Raw genomic sequence first — 23,549 nt, 5'->3', positions numbered from 1 at the left:
TTAACCTCCGCCGCTTCCGTCGAGGAGCGGGGAACCGAGGAGATGATCACCATGAATCTGCTGGGGAAGGTCAGAAGGCTGTACTACCGGGAGGGGCTCACGCTCTCGGAGATCGAGCGTCGCACGGGGCTGACGCGCAAGACGATCCGCAAGTGGCTGAAGGCGCCTGAAGGGGTTGACCCGAAGTACCAGCGCAGGGTCGGCGACACCAAGATCGCGCCGTACGCGGCGCAGCTGGTCAAGATGTTGGAGACCGATGCGCGGCGACCGCAACGGGACCGGCGCACGGCGCTGAAGTTGTTTGGGCAGTTGCAGGTGCAGGGGTTCGACGGCGATTACAGCCGCGTCACCGAGTTCATCCGGCGCTGGAAGGCCGAAGGCGGTGCATCGGTCGCGAAGGCCTTCGTTCCGCTGCAGTTCGAGCCGGGAGAGGGGCGCACCAGTTCGACTGGAGCGAGGAGCATCTGGTCATCGGTGGGGTGTGGCGCAAGGTGCTCGTGGCGCACCTGAAGCTGTGCTACAGCCGTGCCTTTGTCGTGCAGGCGTATCCGACGCAGAGCCACGAGATGCTGTTCGATGCGCACGCGCGGGCGTTTGCCGCGCTCGGCGGCGTAGCCCGGCGCGGGATCTACGACAACATGAAGACCGCCGTCGACCGGGTGAAGAAAGGCAAGGCGCGGGTGGTCAATACACGCTTTGCGGCGATGGCCTCGCACTACCTGTTCGAGCCGGACTTCTGCAACGTCGCCAGCGGTTGGGAGAAAGGCGTCGTCGAGAAGAACGTGCAGGACAGCCGACGGCGGATCTGGCAGGAGGCGGCCGAGACGCGCTTTGGTTCCTTCACCGAGCTGAACCTGTGGTTGCTGGCGAAGTGTCGCAGCCTGTGGCATGAGCTCAAGCATCCGGAGTACGACCTCAGCCTGGCGGAAATGCTCGAGCAGGAGCAGCCCAGCCTGATGCCGATGATCACGCCCTTCGACGGCTACGTGGAGACGCTCGGCAAGGTGTCGAGCACCTGCCTGGTCACGTTCGAGCGCTGCCGCTATTCGGCGCCGTGCGAGTTGGTGGGGCAGATGGTCGGCATCCGGGTGTATCCCGAGCAGATCGAGCTCGTCGCGCACGACACCGTCGTGGCCCGTCACGTGCGCAGCTTCACGCGCAACGAAGCGCGCTACGACTGGCAGCACTATCTGCCGCTGATCGAGCGCAAGCCCGGTGCGCTCAGGAACGGCGCACCCTTCGCCGACATGCCCGCGCCACTGCAGACGCTGCGCGCACTGCTGCTCAAGCGCGAAGGCGGAGATCGGGTCATGGCGAAGGTGCTCGCCGCCGTGCCTCAGCATGGCCTGGGGGCGGTCATCGTGGCGGTGGAGTTGGCGCTCGAAGCGGGCCGCCCCAGCCCCGAGCACATCGAGAACGTGCTCAATCGCCTGAAGTCGGCCCCTGCCACGCCGACCGTCGACACGGTACTGACCCTGAGCGAAACACCGGTGGCGGACCCGCAGCGTTACGACCGGCTGCGTGCGGAGGTGAGCCATGCGTGATGTGCTTGCCGAACTGAAAGCCCTGCGCCTGTACGGGATGGCCGACGCCTGGGCGGAGCTGGTGTCCACGAGTGATCTCGGGTGTCAGAGTTCGGGTTGGCTGCTCGAGCACCTGCTCGAGGCCGAGCATACCGACCGTCACCTGCGCTCGATCCGCTATCAACTGCAGGCGGCCCGCTTCCCGGTGCATCGGGATCTGGCCGGGTTCGACTTCGAGCAGTCGAAGGTGGAGCGGGCGTTGATTCAGGAACTCGCCACACTCGACTTCACCGCGCAGGCTCACAACGTCGTCTTCATCGGTGGCACCGGCACAGGCAAGTCGCATTTGGCCACGGCCCTGGGGGTGTCGGGGATCACCCAGCACGGCAAGCGGGTGCGGTTTTACTCGACCGTTGATCTGGTCAATCTGCTCGAGCAGGAGAAGGCGGCCGGCAAAGCCGGCAAGCTCGCCTTCTCGCTGCTGCGCATGGACCTGGTGATTCTCGATGAGCTGGGTTACCTGCCGTTCAGCCAGAGCGGCGGAGCGCTGCTGTTCCATCTGCTCTCGAAGCTGTACGAGCACACCAGCGTGATGATCACGACCAACCTGAGCTTCGGTGAATGGGCCAGCGTGTTCGGCGACGCAAAGATGACCACGGCACTGCTCGACCGGCTCACCCATCACTGCCATATCGTCGAGACCGGGAACGAGTCCTATCGCTTCCGTCAGAGCTCGGCCAGCGCGCGGTCGCGGATCAAGGACCGCGAGCAGCGCAAGCGCGGCCCCCTCACCGAGGACGAGCCGTTCTGATCCCGGCGCCCGCGCAGAGAAGCCCGCTTCGGGCTACGCCCTTCGCGGGCTTCTCTGCGCACACTCACGAACGGTAACTCGACTAAACTGAAAAGCAGTTGCTGCATGACGGGCAACTAAAGTGCCTGGGTAAAATTCAACGCGCACCGCTGGGTAGTTTTAGACGCGCGCCGACAGACGCGCAAGGCGCTTTTCCACAAGGGCCCTGGCCGCGTGCAGCTCGGCCAATTGCGCCATCTGGTTAGACCGCTCGATCTGGTCCGTCGAAGGACTGACGTAAGCCAGCACGTCCCCCTTCTTCACGGCCTGACCGACGCTTGGCAACCCCTGCGGGCCCGCCTCCAGGCGCCCAGCCACCATGGCCTGCACCTTTCCGCCGGCATTCGGGTCCATGACCACCTTGCCGGCCAGCGCGGTGGTACGCGGCAATTCGCCGGCTTCCGTAACCAACGTGCGAACACCGATCTGGCGTTGTGCCGGCTTGGGCAGAAAGACACTGCCATCGGCTTGCCGTTGTGGCCCATTGCCTCCTGCCACAACCGGACCTTCATCGCCATGATCATGGCCTTCGCCAGCAAAGGCATTCCACGAGGCACTGGCCGATACCAGCGCCAGCGCAGCAAACAGTACGCTCAGCTTCATGCGGCACCTCCAGTCGAGCGATTACGCGAATTCCCCTTGCGAAGCACAACCCAGCCGATGAGGCCTAGCACAAGCCCCCCCGCGCCTGCCCCAATTGCGTAGGGTTTCATGTCCAATTCGGCAACCTCTTCGTGCGCCTCGGCGGCGGTCTCATGCAAGTCGAGCTCACCAGCGAGCAAATCGGCGTCCTGACCGGCAATCACCGTTGCCGTGACAGAGACGACACCCGGCTTGAGCGTCTCCTCGAGCGTGGCCTCGAACTCACCGTCGGCATGGGGCGAGAGCGCAACGGCCTTCCCATCGAGTTCCAGATCGACCTTTGCGTCCTTGACCGGACTGTTGTCAGCGAAGTGGTCAAGATAGACGGTGACGTTCTTGCCATTCACTACGCCGACCAGCTCGAAGAGTTCCGAGACGGCGGTAAATCGCGGCAATGCCGGGCCCGCTGTGGTCGCGGGCGCTTCTCCATGGTCGTGTCCGTCACCGGCCAGCGTTTGCGGGGCAAGCCCGGCAAGCACGGCAGCGAGGCTCCATGCCGCGAGGGTATGAGTGGATTTCATTTTGGGGATCCTGTTATTCATTCGGGAAGCAGGCCCAACGCTTGGCGCTGGGCCGAGATGGCGGCTGCCAGATCAATACGCGCGCGCGCGCGCTCGCGTTCGGCCTCGGCCGCCTCGAATTCGATGCGCAGACGGGTCGGCAGATCGGCCTCACCGAGGCGGAACGCCTTCTCGAAGAAGCCGCGTGACGCCTGTGCGAGGTCGGAGCGCCGTTCAGCAGCGGCGACCTGCTGCCGTCTCAATTCGACGCGCTGGTGCGCCATCTCTGTTTCGGCCAGCAGACGTTCGAGTTCGATCTGGAGTTGCGCCTCGGCCTCGATGGCCTCTGCATTGGCGCTTGCAACGCGGGACCGGCTGCGCGAACCGGAACCAAGCGGAATGCGCAAGCCCAGCGTGACTGTCTGTTCCCAGGATTCACCCGATGCGCCGCGTTCGCGGGTGGTCGTGACACTCAACTCCGGATTCGCGCGGCCCTGAACGCTGGCAAGGGTCATCGTGCGCCGCGCAACGTCGACCCGATCACGCAGCTCGGCCACTGCAGGGTGCGCCGTCTCAAGAATCTGTGTCGGTGTCGCAGCGGACGGGACGGGCTCCGGCGCAGACACCCCGCCGGATGAGCGTTCTGGCCCGATTCCAGTGAGCGTGCGCAACTGCTGTGCAGCATCTGCAAGGGCGCTTTCTGCCTCGGCGACGGCGGCTTCAGCTGTAGCTTGCACACCGTCGGCCTGATGCTGATCTGCGCGCGCCAGATCACCCGCCTTGATGCGCTTGGCCACGTCGGCGGCCAGTTCGCGGGCGTTCTCGAGACCCGCCCTCGCCAGCGTCACATCTACGCGCGCGCGTTGCCAATCCCAATATGCTGTGCGTACCGCTGCAGCGGTGCGCAACTGCGCGCCGCGAGCCCGGCTCGCCGTGGCAGCTATTTCGGCAGTGGCGAGGGCTGCAGTGCTCGAACGTTCGCCCGACAGCCAGATCGGAACCGCGATGCCGACCTCGTACTCACGGCTCCCGCGATTGCTGTCCAACTGATCGGTTTTTCCGGCTACCTCTAGGGCGGGCGGTTCGACAAACCAACTGTCGGCACTGTCGCGGCGCGCTTGCGCCGCTTCCTGTTGAGTCGTGAGCGACAGCGCTTCAGGCTGGCGTGCCCATGCTGCCTCGAAAGCGTGCTTGAGGGATAGGGCGGTACTTGGAGCCGGGGGGGCGGGCTGCTGCGCCCAGGCACCATTGACGGCAAGGCCGAGCATTAGCCCAGGCAGCCATTTGAGACGAAGTTGCTGAAACATCCAATTCTCCGTTGATGTAAAGACACGGGGAATCGGCAGAGGGCGATCGGACCGATCGCAATGGACGCGTGACGCTACCGCTCAAAGCGGTAGGAACATCAAGAGGGAATGAAGGCGACCGCCCTGCCGATCAGGCTGGGCGGGCCCATTTAGGGCGTTCGGGCTCTGCGGGATGCTCCGCAAGTGAGCACCCAGGTGTGACGCCGATGGGGAGGGATGCCTGATGCTGTGTGAATAGCGCGCTGGGCTCACTCGTTACTGCTGAAGAGCCCACCACCTGGCACGATGCGCAGTCTGTGTGTGCGCCCTTCGTCAAGCCCCCTTTTTCCTTGCCTTTTGCATCTTCGGTGTGACGATGCGCGTGATGACCAAAATGATTGGCTGCGGCACCGGATTCGTGCGCGCAGTAATCGCCCACCGCCGCCCAACTCAGTTGGGCAGGCAGCAGGATCAAGAGGAAAATCGCAAGCCAACGACGCATGGCGCGGATTCTATCAATAAGGATTTGCTATCGTCGACAGCGACGGTACCAATGGGCAGACCAAACGGCGCTTTACGAGAACCTGCTGGGCGAAACGCCTGGACGGCCCGACGTCTCGCGCCGATAGGTGGCTTCAGGAGCCACTGTACAGTTCATTCATGTACGCGCGCTCTGTCGGGGTCATGTCGACCAGCTCCTTGAGGACTTCTGCACGGGTCTTGCCGGGTCCGGAAGCACGCGAGGGCACCGCGAGGCCACGCTGCAGGTAGAAATAGCTGCCATCGGCCTTTGCCTGTTCGAGCTCGCGCAACACCTCGGCGCGGGTTTTCGTGCTCGTGGAGTGATCCGGATGGAACGTGAACCCCTGCTCGCCGGGAGCGGGATGCCACAGCGAGCTGGCTTGCGCAGCCGCAGGAACGACAAGGACGGCAGCAAGAAGCGAAAAAAGGGCAGTGGTGCGGGTTTTCGACATGACGAGACTCCTTCGTTCAACGTGAGAGGTGGCGTTCGGCATAAGCCGCTTGGCGTCGCCTTGCACCGAACACGTCGCGGACTTTAAGGGTCCATCCTCGTCGAATCGCGAACTGCCAGATTACGATTTCGTAATGTGATGGTTTCGGCATCTCCGCGATAATCGCTGCATGAAGATTCTGGTTGTGGAAGACGAACCCAAGCTCGCCGAATACCTACGCAGGGCGCTCACCGAAAGCAATTACATCGTGGATGTCGCGCACAGCGGCACGGATGGCCGCTATCTCGCGACCGAAGGGCATTACGACCTCGTCCTCCTCGACGTCATGCTTCCGGGGCTGGATGGCTATGCCGTCTTGCAAGAACTGCGTCGGGGCAAACACGTACCCGTCCTGATGCTGACCGCGCGGGACGAGGTCGAGGATCGGGTCAGAGGCCTGCAGGCGGGTGCCGACGATTACCTGGTGAAGCCGTTTGCTCTGTCCGAGTTGCTCGCTCGCGTGCAGGCCTTGTTGCGGCGCGGTGCCTTGCGCTCGGATAGCCAGGATTCAACGGTGCTCCGTTTGGCGGACCTCGAACTCGACCTGGTTCGGCGCAAGGCGTCACGATCCGGGCAGCGCCTCGACCTGACCGCCAAGGAGTTCACGTTGCTGACGTTGCTGCTGCGCCGGCAAGGGCAGGTCCTTTCCCGTACCGCGCTTGCAGCGCAGGTGTGGGACATGAATTTCGACAGCAATACGAACGTGGTCGAAGTTGCGGTGCGCCGGTTGCGCGGCAAGATCGACGACGCTTTCGAGAAGAAGTTGTTGCATACCGTGCGCGGCATGGGATACGTCCTTGAGGACCGGAAGCCCTGAGAATGCGCAATCCGCGTTCGCTTAGCCGCTGGTTATCGTGGTGGCTCGCCGTGCTGGCCTCGCTGGGGCTCGGCTTGGTCTGCTCGATCGTTTACGTGGGCGCGAGTCTAAATCTCTCCAACAAGCAGACGGACGAACTGCGGCACAAGCGGGACATAGTGCGCCATCTCGTCGGCGAGATTGCAACGCGGGACGCGTTGCCGAGCCTGCGTCACAAGCTCGACGACTTCTTTGTGGGCCATGCCAACCTCGAGTTACGGCTGATCCAGGGATCTGACGCTCTTCTGTACGCAACTCCGGCGCGTTCAAGCCCCGGCGCAATCCTGCGGCGGGATGAGTTCGAAATCTCCGTGCCATGGTCGCCCACAACCATGCTGCGCGCCGAATTGATGCTCGACAGCAGCGCCGACGCGCTGCTTTTGGAGCAGTTGGCCTGGACGCTACTCGCGAGCGCCCTTGGTGGAGCGGCGGCCATCTCAGTGGGCGGCGCATGGCTCGTTCGTAGAGCGCTCTTGCCTGTTCGCGACCTGGCTCGACAAGCAGCGGCCCTAAGCCCGGAAAGCGTTGGACAGCCGCTTGACGGCTCCGCCCAGGCACAGGAGCTTCAGCCGTTGGTCACACAATTCAACGCGCTCCTGGTTCGATTGAACCGCGCATATCAACAACTGGAAGGGTTCAACGCCGATGTCGCTCACGAGCTGCGCACACCGCTGGCGACCTTGATTGGTGAGACCGAGCTAGCTCTGAGTCGTCAGCGCGATGTCGCCGAACTGCGCGATGTGCTCGGATCGAACCTCGAGGATCTTCAACTTTTAGCGGGGCTGGTCAATGACATGTTGTTCTTGTCCCGGGCCGATCGCGGGGAGCGCGCCCGTCGCCACCGTGTGGATAGCCTGGCCGAACTGGTGTCCGAGGTCATCGAATTCCACGAAGCGTCAATGCAGGAGGCCGGCGTGACTGCGCGCTTACGCGGTGACGGCATGGGCACAGTCGATGCTGGGTTGGTTAGGCGTGCGCTCTCGAACCTGCTCGCCAATGCGACCCGTTTTGCAGAGCGCGGATCGGTGATCGAGGTCGATATCAAGCAGGACGCAGATGGCCGCATTTGCCTGTCTGTCAGCAACACGGGCCCTGTCATCCCCCCGGAGCATTTGCCTCGTCTATTCGACCGCTTTTATCGGGTTGATGGGGCCCGCGAACATCGCGACCATAACCACGGGCTCGGCTTGGCGATCGTAGCTGCGATCGCGCGAATGCATGGCGGCGCCACCTTTGTGCGGTCAGCTGCCGGAACGACGAGCGTTGGCCTTACCATGACCGTTATGGATAGCTGTTCATAACGGCCAGGGGACTAAACCGCTCGCGCGGTAGGGGTGTGCTGAACCGCTCGTGACGAGCATCGAAGTTCGTGGTTTCCATCGGCAGCAGGCTTGCCATGGTGGGAGATGAGGCAATCGGCCTCATTTTCGACAGGAGCAAGCCATGGACACCCCGACTCGTCCCGTCAGCCCCTTGCGCCAGCGCATGCTCGACGACATGCGGATGCGCAAGCTCACCCCCAAGACGCAGAGTGCGTACATCCGTGCGGTGTGCCGGTTCACGCGCTATCTGGGGCGCGCGCCCGATAGCGCCACGGTGGAGGACCTGCGCAACTACCAGTTGCACCTGGTCGATACCGGCACCTCGCCGATGTCGCTCAACGCCGCCATCAGCGGGCTGAAGTTCTTCTTCGATATCACGCTTCAACGCGGCGAGTTGATGGCACGAATGCAGCCGGTCCGGCTGCCGCAGCGCTTGCCGGTGGTGCTCAGCCGCGAGGAGGTCGCGCGCCTGATCGCCGCCTGCAACAATCTCAAGCACCAGACGGCGCTGTCGCTCGCCTACGCGACCGGACTGCGAGCGAGCGAAGTGGTCTCGCTCAAGGTCAGCGACGTCGACAGCGGGCGCATGACCCTGCGGGTCGAGCAAGGCAAAGGCCGCAAGGATCGCTACGCGATGCTCTCGCCCCTGCTGCTGGAGCGGTTGCGCGTGTGGTGGCGGGTCGCCCGGGCGCAGGGCAAAATGCTCGATGGCGGCTGGTTGTTCCCGGGCCTCAACCCGATCGAGTCACTGAGCCCGCGCCAACTCAATCGCGCTGTTCAGGCCGCCGCCCTGGCGGCCGGCATCGACAAGCGGGTGTCGATGCACACGCTTCGCCACTGCTTCGCGACCCACCTGCTCGAGCAGAAGGTCGACATCCGCATCATCCAGGCGCTGCTCGGCCACAAGAAACTCGACACCACGGTGATCTACACCCAGGTCGCCACCGACCTGCTGCGCGAAGTCGTCAGTCCGCTGGAGACCTTGCAGTCGGCGTAGGCGCATCGTGGTCCGCTCCGCACTGGAGGTCGCGGACATCTTCCGCGCCTTCGGGCCGGCGTGGCGTCTCGCCCAGCACGATCACTTGAGCCTCGGGCAGTTGAAGGTCATGTCGGCCATCGAACAGTGCCGCACTGCGGCGCTGGGTGGGCATGTGCTGCGCTGTGAGGCCTGCGAGCAGATCGACATCAGCTACAACTCGTGCCGCAACCGGCACTGCCCGAAGTGTCAGGCGCGGGCCGCCCAGCGTTGGCTCGAGGCCCGGCAGGCGGATCTGCTGCCGGTCGAGTATTACCACGTGGTTTTCACGCTGCCGGCGCCGATCAGCGCATTCGCCTACACCAACAAGGCGCTCGTCTATCGGCTGCTGTTCGAGGTCGCCGCCGAGACGCTGCTCACCATCGCTGCCGATCCGAAGCACCTCGGCGCGACGATCGGCGCCACGCTCGTGCTGCACACGTGGGGTTCGGCGATGACGCACCACCCGCACGTGCACGGCATCGTCCCCGGCGGCGGCCTGTCGGCCGACGGGCAACGCTGGATTGCCTGCCGGCATGGCTTCTTCTTGCCGGTCCGCGTGCTCTCGCGGCTGTTCCGGCGGCGTTTCCTGGAAGAGCTGGCGAAGGCGCATCACGCCGGCGTGCTGAGCTTCTTCGGCGAGTTCGCCCCGCTGGCACAAATGGCCGCGTTCCTGCGCTGGCTCGCGCCGCTGCGCACGAGCGAATGGGTCGTCTATGCCAAGCGGCCCTTCGCCGGCCCCGAGGCGGTGCTCGCCTACCTGTCGCGCTACACCCATCGAGTGGCGATCTCGAACCGTCGCCTGGTCTCCCTCGACGGGGGCTGCGTCTCCTTCCGCTGGAAGGACTATCGCGCCGAGGGGCGCACCCGCCACAAGACGATGACGCTCACCGCCGGGGAGTTCATGCGCCGTTTCCTGCTGCACGTGCTGCCGTGCGGCTTCCACCGCATCCGGCACTACGGACTGCTCGCCAACGCGGGACGGCGGCAGCACCTGGCACGTGCGCGGGAACTGCTTGGCGCAACGCCTCCAGACGAGCCATGCACCATCGCCTCGGCGCCGGAAGCCACCGCGCTGTCGACCACGCCCACCACCGGCTTCGTGTGTCGCTGCTGTGGATCGGTGATGCGCGTGATCGAAACCTTTGCTCGGGGTGCGACGATCCGCGCGCCACCACTCCGTGGGGTGACCTCATGATCGGGCATCGCTTCCACGCCCGCAGCCTTCCGCCAGCACCCGTTCGGACGGGCCTGGTCAAGACCCGCTGCGCCCGCCACTGGCATTCACATCACAAGCCGCGCCGCGCGGACCTCGCCCGCGCAACCGAGGGCGGGCAACGCCTTCACGCAACACGCGGCGCCTGGCGCAGCACCACGCACATCGCGTACCTGCGCGATTGGGCGGCGCTCAAATGCCCATAACGCCGAGCCCCGACTGAACAGCCTCGCCTCGTTTCGCGGTTTCCTCCCCCGGGCTTTGTCCAACGCCTGCCCACAGGCACGGGTCGAACCTTCATCGGCACGGGGAAGGGGCAGGCGTCGAACAAAGCTGAACAGTAGCGGCCCGTGGCCTATGTGCGTTGGGCTGCCTGCTTCACGCAGAGACCTGCCACAGGACCAGCTACGCCATGAGTGTCTCTTGTGGGTGTGCGCCGTGCAAAGGCGGCGCTTTTCCAGTGGGTGAAAGCCCCACCCGGCGAAATGCTCCAGCCGGAAGCAACCGGAGCAGTCATGGAGGTAACGAAATGGCTGAAGCCTTCGGTTAAGCGGGCCACAAAATTCGGTGGCAGCGCGAGTGTGCAGGCCGTAACGCGAGTGAACGCTGAGTAAGCCTCGAAAAAGACGATGCACAGGCTGACCCGACGACCCTTTCGGGGAAGGCTGATACGGCTGGACGGATGAGCAAGGTAGGACCGCCAGTCGCTGTGCCGGGGTAGTGGCGACAGCATGTACACAAGGAAAGCGCACGCAACACGGGAAGCCCCTTGGCGTGGTCAGGGATGACCAACCGGACGCTCGTGAGAGACGGTCCGGGCGGCTTGGGGTGGCGGAGAGGCCCGTAGTACCGGGGAAGCCGGGTAATGCCGGTGGAGGGAAGGGGCCTTGATTCAAGATCAACGCAAGACGTAGTGAGGGACGTGGAGATTGGGCAACCTATCAACTCCGATCAGTGTTCAGAAACTGCAGATGGCGTTACACGCGAAAGCGAAGTCGGAATCCGGCTATCGTTTCTACGTCCTGTACGACAAGATTTACCGGCAAGACATTCTGGCCCATGCCTATGCGCAGTGCCGCTCAAACAAGGGCGCGCCGGGCGTGGATCGTCAGGACTTTGCCGACGTCGAAGCGTATGGGGTGCGGCGATGGCTGGACGAACTGGCGGTTGCCCTCAAAGAGGAGAGCTACCGACCGGACCCTATTCGGAGAGTGTTCATCCCGAAGGCCAACGGCAAGCTCAGGCCACTGGGAATCTCGACCCTGCGGGATCGGGTCTGCATGACAGCAGCAATGCTGGTGCTCGAGCCGATCTTCGAAGCCGATCTCCCTCCCGAGCAGTACGCTTACCGGCAGGGCCGCAATGCCCAGCAGGCGGCGAAGGAGGTAGAGGAACGCCTGTACCGCGGTCATACGGACGCCGTTGACGCCGACCTCGCGGACTACTTTGGCAGCATTCCGCATGCCGAACTGATGCTGTCGCTTGCGCGACGCATCGTTGATCGGCGTGTGCTGCATCTGATCAAGATGTGGCTGGAATGTACCGTCGAAGAGACTGATTCCCGAGGAAGGAAGAAGCGTACGACCGAGGCCAAGGACAACGCGCGCGGCATCCCGCAAGGTTCCCCAATCTCGCCGTTGCTGTCGAATCTGTATATGCGGCGTTTTGTGTTGGGGTGGAAGAAGCTCGGGCTGGAGCGCAGCCTTGGCAGTCGAATCGTCACCTACGCCGACGACCTCGTGATCCTATGCAAACGTGGCAAGGCGGAAGAAGCCTTGCAGCGAATGCGCCAGATCATGGGCAAACTGAAGCTGACGGTGAACGAGGAGAAGACACGAATCTGCAAGGTCCCGGAAGGCGAGTTCGACTTTCTGGGTTACACGTTCGGAAGACGGTACTCGGCGCAAACAGGGAAGGCTCGGATTGCCCTGTGGCCGTCGAAGAAGAGTATCCGGCGCATGGTCGAGAAGATCCATGCGCTGACCGATCTGAGAACGGGTTGGCAAGAGACCACGGAGTTGGTGGGCAAGTTGAACCGTGCGCTGCGCGGCTGGGCGAACTACTTCAGTGTAGGGACCGTGAGCCGCGCCTATCGTGCGCTCGACAGCTACACGGCGACGCGGTTGCGTCGGTGGTTGCGCAACAAATACAAGGTCAGGCGAAGCAAGGGCGGGAATTATCCACTCTCGCACCTTTACGGGTACTTCGGTCTTGCCAGCCTGGGCGGGCGCAACAAGGCGTGGGCGAAGGCGTGATGTCTTGTCTGAGAGCCGGATGCGGGAAATCTGCACGTCCGGTTCGATGAGGGGGATGTGGAAACGGGGTTAAGGCAAGGTTACTTGGGCACCGCCAGACGAAAGGGGCGGATAACAGACAAACCGAACCTACTGCTACCGCGCCACATCTCTACTCTACCGTAAGCGGAAGTCCATGGTGAGTTCGCCCGGCCAGGCCAAGAAAGCAAACTGGGGTGCTCGGCCAGCGGTTCCGGATACTGCGAAAGGGCTGTTTTCGACTATATTGTTCAAGACCCGCGCAAGCCTGCCTCACCGCTTGCTCTTGTTTTCGACTTTTCCCGTGACTAACGTTGCGTGAGGTGGCGATGGAGTCCTCGTCGGGGCTGAAGCGAAGTTTTCGACTTTAATTGCGCGGAACATCCGGTATCACATGATCCATATTCAGGTCGTCATGTGATACCGGAGCCGCCGCCGTGCAACTCGTCACCCCTGAGCAGATCGCCGCAGTGATGGCGCTCGCGCCGGCGCCGCACTCGTTTGCCGAACTCGACGAGCAAGTCGCCGAAGGCCTCCCCAAGGCCGCCCTCAAGGCAGGCGTCGAGCGCCTGGGGCGCAACCCCGACGAGCGCCGCATCCTGCTCCACCGCGTCGTTCCCGAAGCCACCTTCAAGCGCCGCCGCGACCGTCTCAGCCCCACCGAATCCGAAAAGATCGAGCGCCTCGCCCGCGTCTATGCCACCGCCCGCCACGTCTGGAACTCGGACGAGGACGCGCTCGCCTTCCTGCACGCACCGCACGCGATGCTGGGCGGGCAGCCTCCGCTCGAGGTCGCGATGACCGAGCTGGGCGCGCGCCGGGTCGAGACCCTGCTGTGGAGGTTCTTCTACGGCATCGCCGCCTGATGCGCGTCTACCGCATCGCCGACCGGCGTCACCCGATCTGGGACGGAACCGGCGCCGCGCTGCTGGGCGGGCGCTGGAACAGCCCGGGGCATCCCGCCATCTATGGTTCTTTGAGTTCCGCCTGCGCGATGCTCGAGATCCTCGCCCATGCCGGCATCGGACGCATTCCCGGCACGCAGCAGATCGTGATCGCCGAGGTGCCCGACGAGGATGCGCTGGTCGAGCGGCATGAGCAGGCGAGCTTGCCCGACGGCTGGGATGCAGAAGATAGCGGCGCGGCGCGGCAGTTCGGCGACGACGGGCTGGCGTCGAGGCGAAGCCTGGTGCTGGTGGTGCCGTCGGTGGTGGCGCGGCTGGAGTTCAATGCGGTCGTGAACCCGGCGCACCCGGATTTTTCCAGGGTGAGGGTGGGTGCGCCGGAGGCGGTGGTGTGGGATCGGCGGCTGTTCGGGTGAGGGGTTAGCCTCACAAGACCACGGCCGCAGAACGCCCGGGGGCGAGGCGGATGTTTGTGACGCGACGCGGGTCCGGCGTTCGTGTTGATCACGGTGGTGAAGGGTACGAAGGTCAGGACGGAGTTCGATCCGTGGCATTCATTCTCGCGGGCGTCCAGGTTGACCGGTCTGGTCGGCGCGGTCTCGGGATGGCGGTTGTTTGGCCGTTGCTGTCGTCGGCCTGCCGCGCCCAATCGGGCTGTTAGCGGCGTTCAGTTTTCGTAGAAATCTGGCGTCGCCGCGGTTGGTGGCGTAAGCAAGTAACCCGATTCTTATCGGCGAGGGTGGTGACTCGGACGTGGTGATGGGGGCGACTGGAAGCGCCCCCATCACGGCAGCGGATGGGCCGTGTCGGAACAGGCGACAATACGCCGGTGACCGCCCGTTCAGCCGTTTGGCGACTCGAAGGCAGCCTACCTACCCGATGAACGAGAGCAACAGACGTGGAAGACGTCGACCAGGCTTGTCCTATCAAAGACCGCAGTCGGCCACGAAGACGTGAATGTGCTTCCATGCAGCGCATAGTCATTCTTGGAAAGACCTCGCTGGAGGATTTGAGTCCCTTCGGGACGCCGGCGATGAAACGGGCAGCAGGACACCCCAGGGCCGATCGCGAAAGGGGATAGGTTATCCTTGCAATCTGCTAGCGTTTTTCACACAGGAGTTCCGCCGTGGCAGTGAGTAAGACCGAGGTGGTCAGCGCCCGAGTCCCGCCCGATGTCAAAGCCGCGCTGTCGACGGCCGCGGAGGTCGAGAGGCGCAGCGTTGCGTCTATGTTGGAGGTCATGGTGCTCAGCTATTGTCGTGATCACGGCATCGTTACGCCGCCGGTCACGTCCCCCGGACAGCGCCATTCCTCGGCATCTCGCAGGTAACGCCAGCCTCCGAGAAAGGCTACCGATGTTTGGCGACATGCCATCGAATTTCGGACATCTCAAGGTGCACGACCAGCAATTGGTGCGCCTAGGGATGCTCGCCGAGCGCTATTTTTCTGATGACCCGAACACTTGCCTCCTGAAGCTTCGCCAACTGACGGAGCTGCTCGCGCAGCTCGCAGCGTCGAAGGTGGGAATCTATACGTCGCCTGACGAGAAGCAGGTCGACCTGCTCCGGAGATTGCAGGACAAGGGAATCGTTCCACGCGAAGTTGGGGCCTTGTTCGCCGAGGTGCGCAAGGCAGGTAACGACGCGAACCATTGCTTGAGTGGCGACCATCGCACGGCGTTGCTGGGCCTTCGGCTTAGCTGGCAACTCGGCGTGTGGTTCCATCGGACCTTCAAAGACCCGGCCTTCAAGTCAGGCCCGTTCCAGCCGCCAGCGCCCCCGGCAAACGAGAGTGCAGAACTGAAAACCGAGCTCGATGCACTTCGCGCCGAGCTGAGCCAGTATCGCGCCGCACAGAAAGATGCGGCTCAGGCGCTTGATCAGATTCAAGTCCAGATCCGACAAGCCGAGGACGACAGCGCTGTCTGGGAAACCATGGCTGCCGAGGCCGAAGCGGCAAAGGCCGAACTGCTCCAGCGGCTGGAGGTACTCCAAGCCCAAGCTGCAGCCGCGCCGCCCCAAGTCATTGCCAAGTTCGTGGCAGCAGCAGATTCGGCGGCCGCTGTCATCCAGATCAGCGAAGGCGACACTCGCAGGCTCATCGACCAACAGCTTGCCCTCGCAGGCTGGACGGTCGATTCGGCTCGCATCACATTTGCCAGGGGGATACGTCCCCAACGCGGTCAAAACCTCGCCATCGCCGAATGGCCCACCGAGACCGGGCCAGCCGACTATGCGTTGTTCATCGACCTCATGCCGGTGGCCATCGTGGAGGCCAAGCGCAAGAACATCGATGTATCAGCCGCATTGCAGCAGGCCAAGCGCTACAGCCGCGGCTTCCGGGTATCGCCCGAGGTGGAACTGCCCCTGAGCAATTTTGGGGCCAACGCGGAATTTCGAGTTCCCTTTGTGTTTTCGTCCAACGGCCGCCCGTACTTGCGGCAGCTCGCGGAGCGAAGCGGCGTCTGGTTTTGCGACCTGCGTCGGCCCGCGAACCTGGGTCACGCCCTCGACGGCTGGTACACGCCGGAAGGCCTCAACGCCCTGCTACAGCGTGACGACGACCGCGCGCACACCGAACTCGCCAATGCGCCGTTTGATTTCGGCTTCCCGCTTCGGCCCTACCAGCAGCGCGCCATCCTGGCCACCGAAGCCAGCATCCGCGATGGGCAGCGCGCCATCCTGCTGGCCATGGCCACGGGCACCGGCAAGACCAAGACCTGCATCGCACTGATCTACCGCCTGCTCAAGGCCAAACGCTTCAGGCGCATCCTGTTCCTCGTCGACCGCTCGGCCCTGGGCGAGCAGGCCGCCAACGCGTTCAAGGACACGCGCATGGAACGCCTGCAGACCTTTGCCGACATCTTCGGCATCAAGGAGCTGGAGGTCCAGGCGCCCGACGACGACACCGCCGTGCACCTGGCCACCGTGCAAGGCATGGTGCAGCGTGTGCTGTACCCCAGCGACGGCACGCCGCCGCCGCCCATCGACCAGTACGACTGCATCATCGTCGACGAGTGCCACCGCGGCTACCTGCTGGACCGTGAGCTGTCAGACACCGAGCTGAGCTTCCGTGGCTACGACGACTACGTGTCCAAGTACCGACGTGTGCTGGACTACTTCGACGCGGTGAAGGTCGGCCTCACCGCCACACCCGCCCTTCACACCACGCAAATCTTCGGTACGCCCGTCTTCGCCTACGGCTACCGCGAAGCCGTGGTCGACGGCTATCTGGTGGACTACGAGCCACCAATCCAGGTGCATACCCTGCTCTCCGGGCAGGGCATTGCGTGGAAGGCCGGCGAAGAGGTCAAGGTCTACAACACCGCCCGCCAGCAGATCGAGCTGTTCAAGACGCCCGACGAGATCAAGCTCAAGGTCGATGACTTCAACCGCAAGGTCATCACGCGTCCCTTCAACGAGGTGGTCTGCACCTACCTGGCACAAGAACTGGACCCGGCCTCCCGCCGCAAGACCTTGATCTTCTGCGTCAGCGACAGCCACGCCGACATGGTGGTGGACTTGTTGAAGAAGGCCTTCGCCGCGCAGTACGGCGCGGTCGAGGACGACGCCGTCATCAAGATCACCGGCGCGGCCGACAAGCCCTTGCAGCTGATCCGCCGCTACAAGAACGAGCGCCTGCCGAATGTCGCTGTCACCGTCGACCTGCTGACCACGGGCGTCGATGTGCCCGAGATCTGCAACCTGGTGTTCCTGCGCCAAGTGAACAGCCGCATCCTGTTCGACCAGATGCTGGGCCGCGCGACGCGGCTCTGTAACTTTGGCGGCACCGACGTGAAGGACGCTTTCCGCGTGTTCGATGCGGTCCGCATCTTCGAGGCCATTGGCGACATGACGGCCATGAAACCCGTCGTCGTAAACCCGAAGATCACCTTCACTCAGCTTTCGCAGGAGCTGGCCACACTGAAGGATGAATCGGCCACCGAACTGGTGCGCGACCAGTTCCTGGCCAAGCTGCAGGCCAAGAAGCGCCACCTCACCGACAAGAACCGGCAGGACTTCGAGGCCAAGGCGGGTATGTCGGTGCAGGCCTTCGTCCAGAAGCTGAAGGCGATGCCACTGGCCGATGTGGCGGCGTGGTTCGTGCAGAACCCGGAACTGGGCGAGCTGCTCGACCGCCGAAGCGATGGCCCCGAGCGCGAGATGTTCATTTCAGAGCACACCGATGCCTTCGACCGTGCCGAGCGCGGCTACGGCAAGGGCAAGAAGCCCGACGACTACATCCGCGCCTTCAGCGAGTTCATCAAGACGCAGGGCAACCAGATTCCGGCGCTGGTGACCGTGCTGACACGGCCACGCGAGTTGACCCGCGCGCAGCTGCGCGAACTGGTCTTGGCGCTGGACCAGGCCGGCTTCACCGAAACCAGCCTCGCCTCGGCCTGGCGCGAGCTGACCAACCAGGACATCGCGGCGCGCATCGTGGGCTACATCCGCCAGGCAGCCATCGGCGATGCCCTGGTCCCCTATGTGGAGCGCGTCGACCGGGCCTTGCAGCATCTGCTGGCGCATCCGCCTGCAGGCAAGCCCTGGAGCACACCGCAGCGCGACTGGCTCAAGCGCATCGCTGCGCAGACCAAGGCCAATGTGCTGGTGGACCGCTCCGCCATCGACGACCCCGACTTGATCTTCAAGCGCGAAGGTGGAGGCTTTAACCGGCTGGACAAGGTCTTCAACGGCCAACTTCAGCCCGTGCTCGACGCCTTCAACGACGCGCTCTGGGCCTTGCCGCCCGAAGCTGCCAACCGCTGACCCTCCTTCTTGAACTCTCGATCCATGTCCAACCCCACTGCCGCACTCGACATCGGCGCCAAGCTCTGGTCGCTTTGCCACGTGCTGCGCGACGACGGCGTCACCTACCACCAGTACCTGAGCGAGCTGACCTACCTGCTGTTCCTGAAGATGATGAAGGAGACAGGCCAGGAGGAGCGGCTCAGGATCTGGAAGGCCAAAGACAAGAAGCAGGGCTCCCCCAAGGAAGAGCAAGCCGGCACCCGCTGGGACGATCTGCTCGGTGCCTCGGCGCCGGACCGGCTCGACCTCTACAAAGAGATGCTGCTGGACTACGGCTTGCATGGCCGCGGTGCCGTGCAGGAGATCTACGCCAACGCCAACACCTTCATCACCAAGCCGGCCACGCTGAGCAAGCTGGTGACCGACATCGACCGCCTGGACTGGTACAGCGTCGACCGCGACGACCTGGGCGACCTGTACGAAGACCTTCTGGAGCGCAACGCCGGCGAGAAGAAGAGCGGCGCCGGCCAGTACTTCACCCCGCGCCACCTGATCGACAGCATCGTCAGCGTGATGAAGCCGCAGCTGGGCGACGTGATCCAGGACCCTGCAGCCGGCACCTGCGGCTTTCTGATCGCGGCCAACAACTACCTGCGCCAGCACAACGACTTCGACAGCCTCAGCGACGAGGCGCAGCGCAAGTACCGGCACCAGACCTTCCACGGCATGGAGCTGGTGCAGGACACGCACCGCCTGGCGCTGATGAACATGCTGCTGCATGGCATCGAAGGCGGCGTGACCTATGGCGACACACTGAGCGATGACCACAAAGGCCTGCCTCCGGCCACGCTCATCCTCAGCAATCCGCCCTTCGGCACAAAGAAGGGCGGCGGTCTGCCCACGCGCGGCGACCTCACCTTCGAGACCAGCAACAAGCAGTTCGCCTTCCTGCAGCACATCTACCGCGCCCTCAAGCCTGGCGGCCGGGCCGCCGTGGTGCTGCCCGACAACGTGCTGTTCGAGAGCAACATCGGCGCCGACATCCGGCGCGACCTGATGGACAAGTGCAACCTGCACACCATCCTGCGCCTGCCCACCGGCATCTTCTACGCCCAGGGCGTGAAGACCAACGTGCTGTTCTTCACCCGCGGCGATACCGACAAGGGCAACACCAAGGAAGTGTGGGTGTATGACATGCGGGCCAACATGCCCGCCTTCGGCAAGCGCACGCCCTTCACGCGCGACTACTTCCGCACGCCGCCCGATGTCCCGGCCAGCCAGCCGCGGGACAAGTTCGAAGATGTGTTCGGCAGCGACCCGCGCGGCGGACCGGCGGCGCTGGCCGCGCGCCAGGATACCGGCGAGGCCGGGCGCTGGCGCCGCTTCACGCGCGAGCAGATCGCACAGCGGGGCGACAGCCTGGATATCAGTTGGCTGAAGGACAGCGGCGCTGCCTCAACAGACCAGTCGCGAGACGACCCCTCGCTCTTAGCTGGCCTTGCGCTCAAAGAGCTGAACGCCGCGGTCTCTGAGTTGCGCTCACTGCTTGAGGAGCTGGGCGAGGACCCGGACGCAGTTTTGGAGGCCGTAGTTGCAGATGATTCGGCGGAAGATGGCGAAGGGGCAATCGCATGATCGATTCCGCTCCACAGGCCAGCGATCTTCCCGCAGGCTGGGACGTCGCGTCATTCGGTGAACTCAACTCGTTTAGCGGCAGCACGGTAAACCCCGCGACACGGCCAGACGAAGTCTTTGAGCTCTACAGCGTGCCGAGCTTCCCAACAAAGCACCCCGAGCAGCTACCGGGACGTGCGATCGGCTCGACGAAGCAGACCGTCAGGCCTGGTGACGTCCTGGTCTGCAAGATCAACCCCCGCATTAATCGTGTTTGGACAGTCGGTACCCGTCGCGATCACGAGCAAATTGCCTCGTCAGAGTGGATCGGGTTCCGATCTGACGCCATGGTGCCGCGGTTCGCGAAGCACTACTTCAGCGAACCGTCATTCCGGTCGCTCTTGTGCAGCGAGGTCTCCGGCGTAGGCGGCTCCCTGACCCGCGCCCAGCCAAGTCGCGTAGCCAAGTATCCTGTCCTCGTTGCGCCGCTGGCAGAACAGGCCCGCATCGCCGACCAACTCGAGGCCCTGCTGGCGCGTATCCAGGCCTGTCAGGACCGCCTGGAGGCCATTCCGGCGTTGCTCAAGCGGTTTCGAAAGCTGGTTCTCTCGTCTGCGCTTTCTGGCGACCTGACTGAAGTCTGGCGGGCCGAACAAGGAGTGGGCTTAGATACTTGGTCGGCGAGGACGATTGCTGACGTCGCGGAAGTTGGGACTGGATCCACCCCTCTTCGATCAAACAGCAACTTCTACGCAGAGACCGGGACCCCTTGGGTGACAAGCGCGGCCACGAGTCGCCCTTACATCGACTCTGCCGACCAGTACGTGACTAAAGCGGCAATCGATGCACACAGGCTCAGGGTCTACCGCCCCGGGACACTGATCATTGCTATGTACGGTGAAGGGAAGACTCGTGGGCAAGTCAGCGAGCTTCGAATTGACGCGACCATCAATCAGGCCTGCGCTGCGATAACTGTCGATGAGCAGCAAGCCAACGCCGCCTTCGTCAAGCTTGCACTCTTGTCGCAGTACGAGCAAACGCGCGCGCTTGCGGAAGGCGGCGCGCAGCCAAATCTGAACTTGTCCAAGGTGCGCGGAATTCCACTACGCCTGCCAGAAGGGCCCGAACAAGCTCAGATCGTTCATCGAGTTGGAGAACTGTTCGCTTTTGCCGACACCATCGATTCTCGCGTCGCTGCGGCAACAGGCAAGACACGGAAGCTTCCCTCGCTCACTCTCGCCAAAGCCTTCCGCGGCGACTTGGTTCCGCAAGATCCCACCGACGAGCCGGCCAGCGTCTTGCTGGCCCGTATTGCCGCCCAACGCGCAGCGCCCCCGCATGCCGCCTCGGCAACCACACCGCGCCGCGGCCGCCCACCCCGTGCCCCGAAGGAAACCGCCGCCATGACCAAGAGCCGCCAGGACGACGACGTGACGGGTCAGCCCTACCTGGCCGCGCACCTGCACCGCATCGGCACGCCCGCCAGCGCCGAAGCACTGTTCAAGGTGGCCGAGTTGCCCGTCGCCGACTTCTACAAGCAACTCGCTTGGGAGGTGGCGCAAGGCCACGTGAAGGACAACCAGACCACGCTGGAGCCCGGGCATGCGGCTGGATAAGGTCAGCATCGACGGCTTCAAGAACCTTCGCGGGCTGGAGCTGGACTTCGATGAGCGCCAGCTCACCACGGTGCTGATCGGCCAGAACGGCGCCGGCAAGTCCAACCTCATCGAGGCCATCACCCAGGTCTTCCGCTGGGTGGACCTGCGGCGCAACGAGCCGCGCTTTCACTACCGGGTGACCTACCGCATCCAGCCGCAGGGGCCGGCGGTCCCGAATCCGCCCAGCGTGTGCCTGAGCAACTTTCCCGACGAACCCGCGATTCGGGTCAACGGGCAGGAGGTTAAGCGCACCGAGTTCGAGAAGCGCAAGACGGAGTGGTTTCCGGACCTGGTGTTCGGCTACTACTCCGGCGGCAGCCGCCGACTGGAGGCGTTGTTCGACAGCCACCAGCGGCGCTACTACGACGACATCAAGCTCGAGGACAACGAAGCGAAGGTCGCCAAGGCACAGGAAGCCCGACGCCTCTTCTACTGCCGACCCATCCATGGCGTGCTGGCAATGCTGGCGCTGTTCGCCTTTCCAGACCCCAAGGTCACCGCCGAGCTGGCCGGTCGCCTGGGCATCACCGGCTTTCACTCGCTGCTGGCACTGTTCCGCGAACCCTGGTTCGCCAAGGGCCGGAAGACCAGCGCCGACGACCTGTGGGGCGCCGGCGGACCCGCTGGCCGCGCCGCGCGCCGCTTCAAGGAACTGGCCTTTCACCCGTTTGCGCTGGAAGGCAACGCAGTGGACGACTACCGCGACAAGAAGCAGGTGGAGCCACAGTTCGCTGCCTTCCTGCCATCGCTGGCGCGGCTGCAGCAGCTGGCCGAGCAATTCAAGAACGAGCGCGAGATGTTTTACGCTCTGGAGGCGATGGACATCTCCGACCTGGTGCGCGAGATCCAGGTTTGGGTTACGCGCAGCAACGACACCAGCGGCGACGTGGGCTTTGCCGACCTGTCCGACGGCGAACGGCAGCTGCTAATGGTTCTGGGCCTCATCCGCGTCTCACGCGGCAAGCGCGCGCTTTTCCTGCTGGACGAGCCCGACACGCACCTCAACCCACACTGGCAGCACAGCTATCTGAAGCTGATCGAGGACTGGACGGGCATCGCGGCCGAGAAGGACCACTGCCACATCGTGCTGACCTCCCACAACCCGCTGACGATCTCGGCGTTGTCGCGAGACGAGGTGCGAGTGATTGCCCAAACCGACGATGGCCGCGTGACCGCAGCCGCGCCCTACGCCGACCCGCGAGGCATGGGCTTCACGGCCACGCTGACCGAGATCTTCGGTCTGGCGACCAGCCTAGACGTCGAAACTCAGCGCCTGGTGGACGAGCGCAATGAGCTTGTGCAAGCGCCCAAGCGGGACGATGGTCAGCAGCGAAGGCTGATTGAGCTGAACGATCAACTGGCGCGCCTGGGCTTCTTGAATGAGGATCGTGAGCCGCTTTACCAAGACTTCCTGCGGGCCTGGCACGACGTGCGCTACGCCGACCGGCCGCCGCTCACCGCGGCTGACATTGAAGCGCGGCAGCGCGCAATGAAGACACTAATTCAGCAACTAATGGTGTCGGAGGCGAAGTCGTGATCTTCGTGCGCCGAGACCCGAAACTCATTCCGGAGAAGGTGTTGCGCGTCGCCGAGCGAGCACAAGCGGAGCTGGAGGCGTTGCCTGCTGAACAACGTGCTGCATTCATTGAGAAGAAGAAGCGCATCTGGCGTGCGTTCGCTCGCTACCTGTCCAAGATGTCCTACGGCAAGTGCTGGTACTCCGAGAGTGACTGCGTCCACTCCTTCATGGACGTTGACCACTATCGTCCGAAAAAGCAGGCCAAGCGCTCCGACACCGATAGCGACGACGGCTACCCTTGGCTCGCATTCTCTTGGGACAACTTCAGGCTCTCGGCTCAGCGAGCGAACCAGATCAATCACGATGACGCAACCGACGAAACGGTGGGCAAAGGTGCTTGGTTCCCGCTAATGCAAGGCAGTAGGCGTGCAACATGGGATGACCGGTGCATTGAAGATGAACGCCCCGTGTTGCTGGATCCAGCCAAGCTGGCAGACGTGAGACTCATCGAGGTCACCGCCACCGTGGCCGGCGACAATTAACCTGACCGGTCGACGACAACTATCCTGGCCGGTTGGATCTGCAGCCGGGAAGGTCCGGAAGCGA

16 protein-coding genes and 2 pseudogenes are annotated in these 23,549 nt (G+C 63.7%); 14 read left to right on the top strand and 4 right to left on the bottom strand.

All coding sequences use genetic code 11. The features are described from left to right. Positions 1 to 51 precede the first annotated feature (51 nt). Positions 52 to 1,544, top strand: a pseudogene (gene istA, locus C665_RS02380) (IS21 family transposase). Next, a complete protein-coding gene (gene istB / locus C665_RS02375) occupies positions 1,537 to 2,334 on the top strand; it encodes an IS21-like element helper ATPase IstB (RefSeq protein ID WP_004265643.1) in 798 nt (265 codons plus the stop codon). Before istA ends, istB begins: the two are co-directional and overlap by 8 nt. A gap of 174 nt (positions 2,335 to 2,508) precedes the next feature. Here the strand turns inward: istB and C665_RS02370 are convergent. From C665_RS02370 to C665_RS02355, 4 genes and pseudogenes are all read right to left on the bottom strand, one after another. Continuing rightward, positions 2,509 to 2,976: pseudogene (locus C665_RS02370) on the bottom strand (efflux RND transporter periplasmic adaptor subunit); the annotation flags it as partial. Further along, on the bottom strand, positions 2,973 to 3,536 hold the full coding sequence (locus C665_RS02365) for a hypothetical protein (protein ID WP_004299261.1): 564 nt from the start codon (positions 3,534 to 3,536) through the stop codon (positions 2,973 to 2,975). The gene C665_RS02365 and the pseudogene C665_RS02370, both read right to left, overlap by 4 nt. A gap of 17 nt (positions 3,537 to 3,553) precedes the next feature. Further along, the gene (locus C665_RS02360) at positions 3,554 to 4,822 is read right to left on the bottom strand and encodes a TolC family protein (RefSeq protein ID WP_039921668.1); all 1,269 of its coding nucleotides are present in this window, start codon (positions 4,820 to 4,822) and stop codon (positions 3,554 to 3,556) included. A gap of 614 nt (positions 4,823 to 5,436) precedes the next feature. Further along, positions 5,437 to 5,775 carry a DUF4148 domain-containing protein gene (locus C665_RS02355; RefSeq protein ID WP_004248732.1) on the bottom strand — a complete coding sequence of 113 codons (339 nt, stop codon included), beginning with the start codon at positions 5,773 to 5,775 and terminating at the stop codon, positions 5,437 to 5,439. Positions 5,776 to 5,944: 169 nt separating this feature from the next. On the opposite strand from C665_RS02355, the gene C665_RS02350 reads away from it, so the two are divergent. From C665_RS02350 to C665_RS02290, 12 genes are all read left to right on the top strand, one after another. Then, the gene (locus C665_RS02350) at positions 5,945 to 6,631 is read left to right on the top strand and encodes a heavy metal response regulator transcription factor (RefSeq protein WP_002924878.1); all 687 of its coding nucleotides are present in this window, start codon (positions 5,945 to 5,947) and stop codon (positions 6,629 to 6,631) included. Positions 6,632 to 6,633: 2 nt separating this feature from the next. After that, entirely contained in the window at positions 6,634 to 7,971 is a 1,338-nt protein-coding gene (locus C665_RS02345) for a heavy metal sensor histidine kinase (protein WP_004299256.1), read from the top strand. A gap of 142 nt (positions 7,972 to 8,113) precedes the next feature. Then, on the top strand, positions 8,114 to 8,989 hold the full coding sequence (locus C665_RS02340; RefSeq protein WP_004265662.1) for a tyrosine-type recombinase/integrase: 876 nt from the start codon (positions 8,114 to 8,116) through the stop codon (positions 8,987 to 8,989). A gap of 7 nt (positions 8,990 to 8,996) precedes the next feature. Further along, positions 8,997 to 10,205 (top strand): IS91 family transposase, encoded by a 1,209-nt coding sequence (locus tag C665_RS02335; RefSeq protein ID WP_004299253.1) that lies wholly within the window; start codon positions 8,997 to 8,999, stop codon positions 10,203 to 10,205. 989 nt (positions 10,206 to 11,194) lie between these two features. Next, positions 11,195 to 12,478, top strand: a complete 1,284-nt coding sequence (gene ltrA, locus C665_RS02330; protein WP_004299250.1) for a group II intron reverse transcriptase/maturase — start codon at positions 11,195 to 11,197, stop codon at positions 12,476 to 12,478. Positions 12,479 to 12,933: 455 nt separating this feature from the next. After that, on the top strand, positions 12,934 to 13,362 hold the full coding sequence (locus tag C665_RS02325; protein WP_004299248.1) for an Xre family toxin-antitoxin system antitoxin: 429 nt from the start codon (positions 12,934 to 12,936) through the stop codon (positions 13,360 to 13,362). After that, positions 13,362 to 13,817: an RES family NAD+ phosphorylase gene (locus C665_RS02320; protein ID WP_004299246.1), complete on the top strand. Its 456-nt coding sequence runs from the start codon at positions 13,362 to 13,364 to the stop codon at positions 13,815 to 13,817. Before C665_RS02325 ends, C665_RS02320 begins: the two co-directional genes overlap by 1 nt. A gap of 939 nt (positions 13,818 to 14,756) precedes the next feature. Continuing rightward, a complete protein-coding gene (hsdR, locus tag C665_RS02315) occupies positions 14,757 to 18,170 on the top strand; it encodes a type I restriction-modification system endonuclease (RefSeq protein ID WP_012586032.1) in 3,414 nt (1,137 codons plus the stop codon). Positions 18,171 to 18,194: 24 nt separating this feature from the next. Beyond that, a complete protein-coding gene (locus C665_RS02310; protein ID WP_004299236.1) occupies positions 18,195 to 19,787 on the top strand; it encodes a class I SAM-dependent DNA methyltransferase in 1,593 nt (530 codons plus the stop codon). Further along, complete coding sequence (locus C665_RS19970; RefSeq protein ID WP_012586031.1) at positions 19,784 to 21,382, top strand: restriction endonuclease subunit S; 1,599 nt, start codon at positions 19,784 to 19,786, stop codon at positions 21,380 to 21,382. Before C665_RS02310 ends, C665_RS19970 begins: the two co-directional genes overlap by 4 nt. Continuing rightward, positions 21,369 to 22,961, top strand: coding sequence for an AAA family ATPase (locus C665_RS02295; RefSeq protein WP_004299231.1), 1,593 nt, complete (start codon positions 21,369 to 21,371; stop codon positions 22,959 to 22,961). Before C665_RS19970 ends, C665_RS02295 begins: the two co-directional genes overlap by 14 nt. After that, positions 22,958 to 23,485 (top strand): hypothetical protein, encoded by a 528-nt coding sequence (locus C665_RS02290; protein ID WP_004299229.1) that lies wholly within the window; start codon positions 22,958 to 22,960, stop codon positions 23,483 to 23,485. Before C665_RS02295 ends, C665_RS02290 begins: the two co-directional genes overlap by 4 nt. Positions 23,486 to 23,549: the final 64 nt, after the last annotated feature.

The sequence above is a fragment of the Thauera aminoaromatica S2 genome (genome assembly GCF_000310185.1).
GTDB lineage: Bacteria > Pseudomonadota > Gammaproteobacteria > Burkholderiales > Rhodocyclaceae > Thauera > Thauera aminoaromatica.
Note: the sequence above shows the minus strand (reverse complement) of the source record. Positions and strands in the feature narration are given on the sequence as shown.

What these genes read in the sequence shown, in the direction of transcription:
- istB (WP_004265643.1), top strand. Translation starts at nt 1,537, where the DNA reads ATGCGTGATGTGCTTGCCGAACTGAAAGCCCTGCGCCTGTACGGGATG.
- C665_RS02365 (WP_004299261.1), bottom strand. Translation starts at nt 3,536, where the DNA reads ATGAAATCCACTCATACCCTCGCGGCATGGAGCCTCGCTGCCGTGCTT.
- C665_RS02360 (WP_039921668.1), bottom strand. Translation starts at nt 4,822, where the DNA reads ATGTTTCAGCAACTTCGTCTCAAATGGCTGCCTGGGCTAATGCTCGGC.
- C665_RS02355 (WP_004248732.1), bottom strand. Translation starts at nt 5,775, where the DNA reads ATGTCGAAAACCCGCACCACTGCCCTTTTTTCGCTTCTTGCTGCCGTC.
- C665_RS02350 (WP_002924878.1), top strand. Translation starts at nt 5,945, where the DNA reads ATGAAGATTCTGGTTGTGGAAGACGAACCCAAGCTCGCCGAATACCTA.
- C665_RS02345 (WP_004299256.1), top strand. Translation starts at nt 6,634, where the DNA reads ATGCGCAATCCGCGTTCGCTTAGCCGCTGGTTATCGTGGTGGCTCGCC.
- C665_RS02340 (WP_004265662.1), top strand. Translation starts at nt 8,114, where the DNA reads ATGGACACCCCGACTCGTCCCGTCAGCCCCTTGCGCCAGCGCATGCTC.
- ltrA (WP_004299250.1), top strand. Translation starts at nt 11,195, where the DNA reads ATGGCGTTACACGCGAAAGCGAAGTCGGAATCCGGCTATCGTTTCTAC.
- C665_RS02320 (WP_004299246.1), top strand. Translation starts at nt 13,362, where the DNA reads ATGCGCGTCTACCGCATCGCCGACCGGCGTCACCCGATCTGGGACGGA.
- hsdR (WP_012586032.1), top strand. Translation starts at nt 14,757, where the DNA reads ATGTTTGGCGACATGCCATCGAATTTCGGACATCTCAAGGTGCACGAC.
- C665_RS02310 (WP_004299236.1), top strand. Translation starts at nt 18,195, where the DNA reads ATGTCCAACCCCACTGCCGCACTCGACATCGGCGCCAAGCTCTGGTCG.
- C665_RS19970 (WP_012586031.1), top strand. Translation starts at nt 19,784, where the DNA reads ATGATCGATTCCGCTCCACAGGCCAGCGATCTTCCCGCAGGCTGGGAC.
- C665_RS02295 (WP_004299231.1), top strand. Translation starts at nt 21,369, where the DNA reads ATGCGGCTGGATAAGGTCAGCATCGACGGCTTCAAGAACCTTCGCGGG.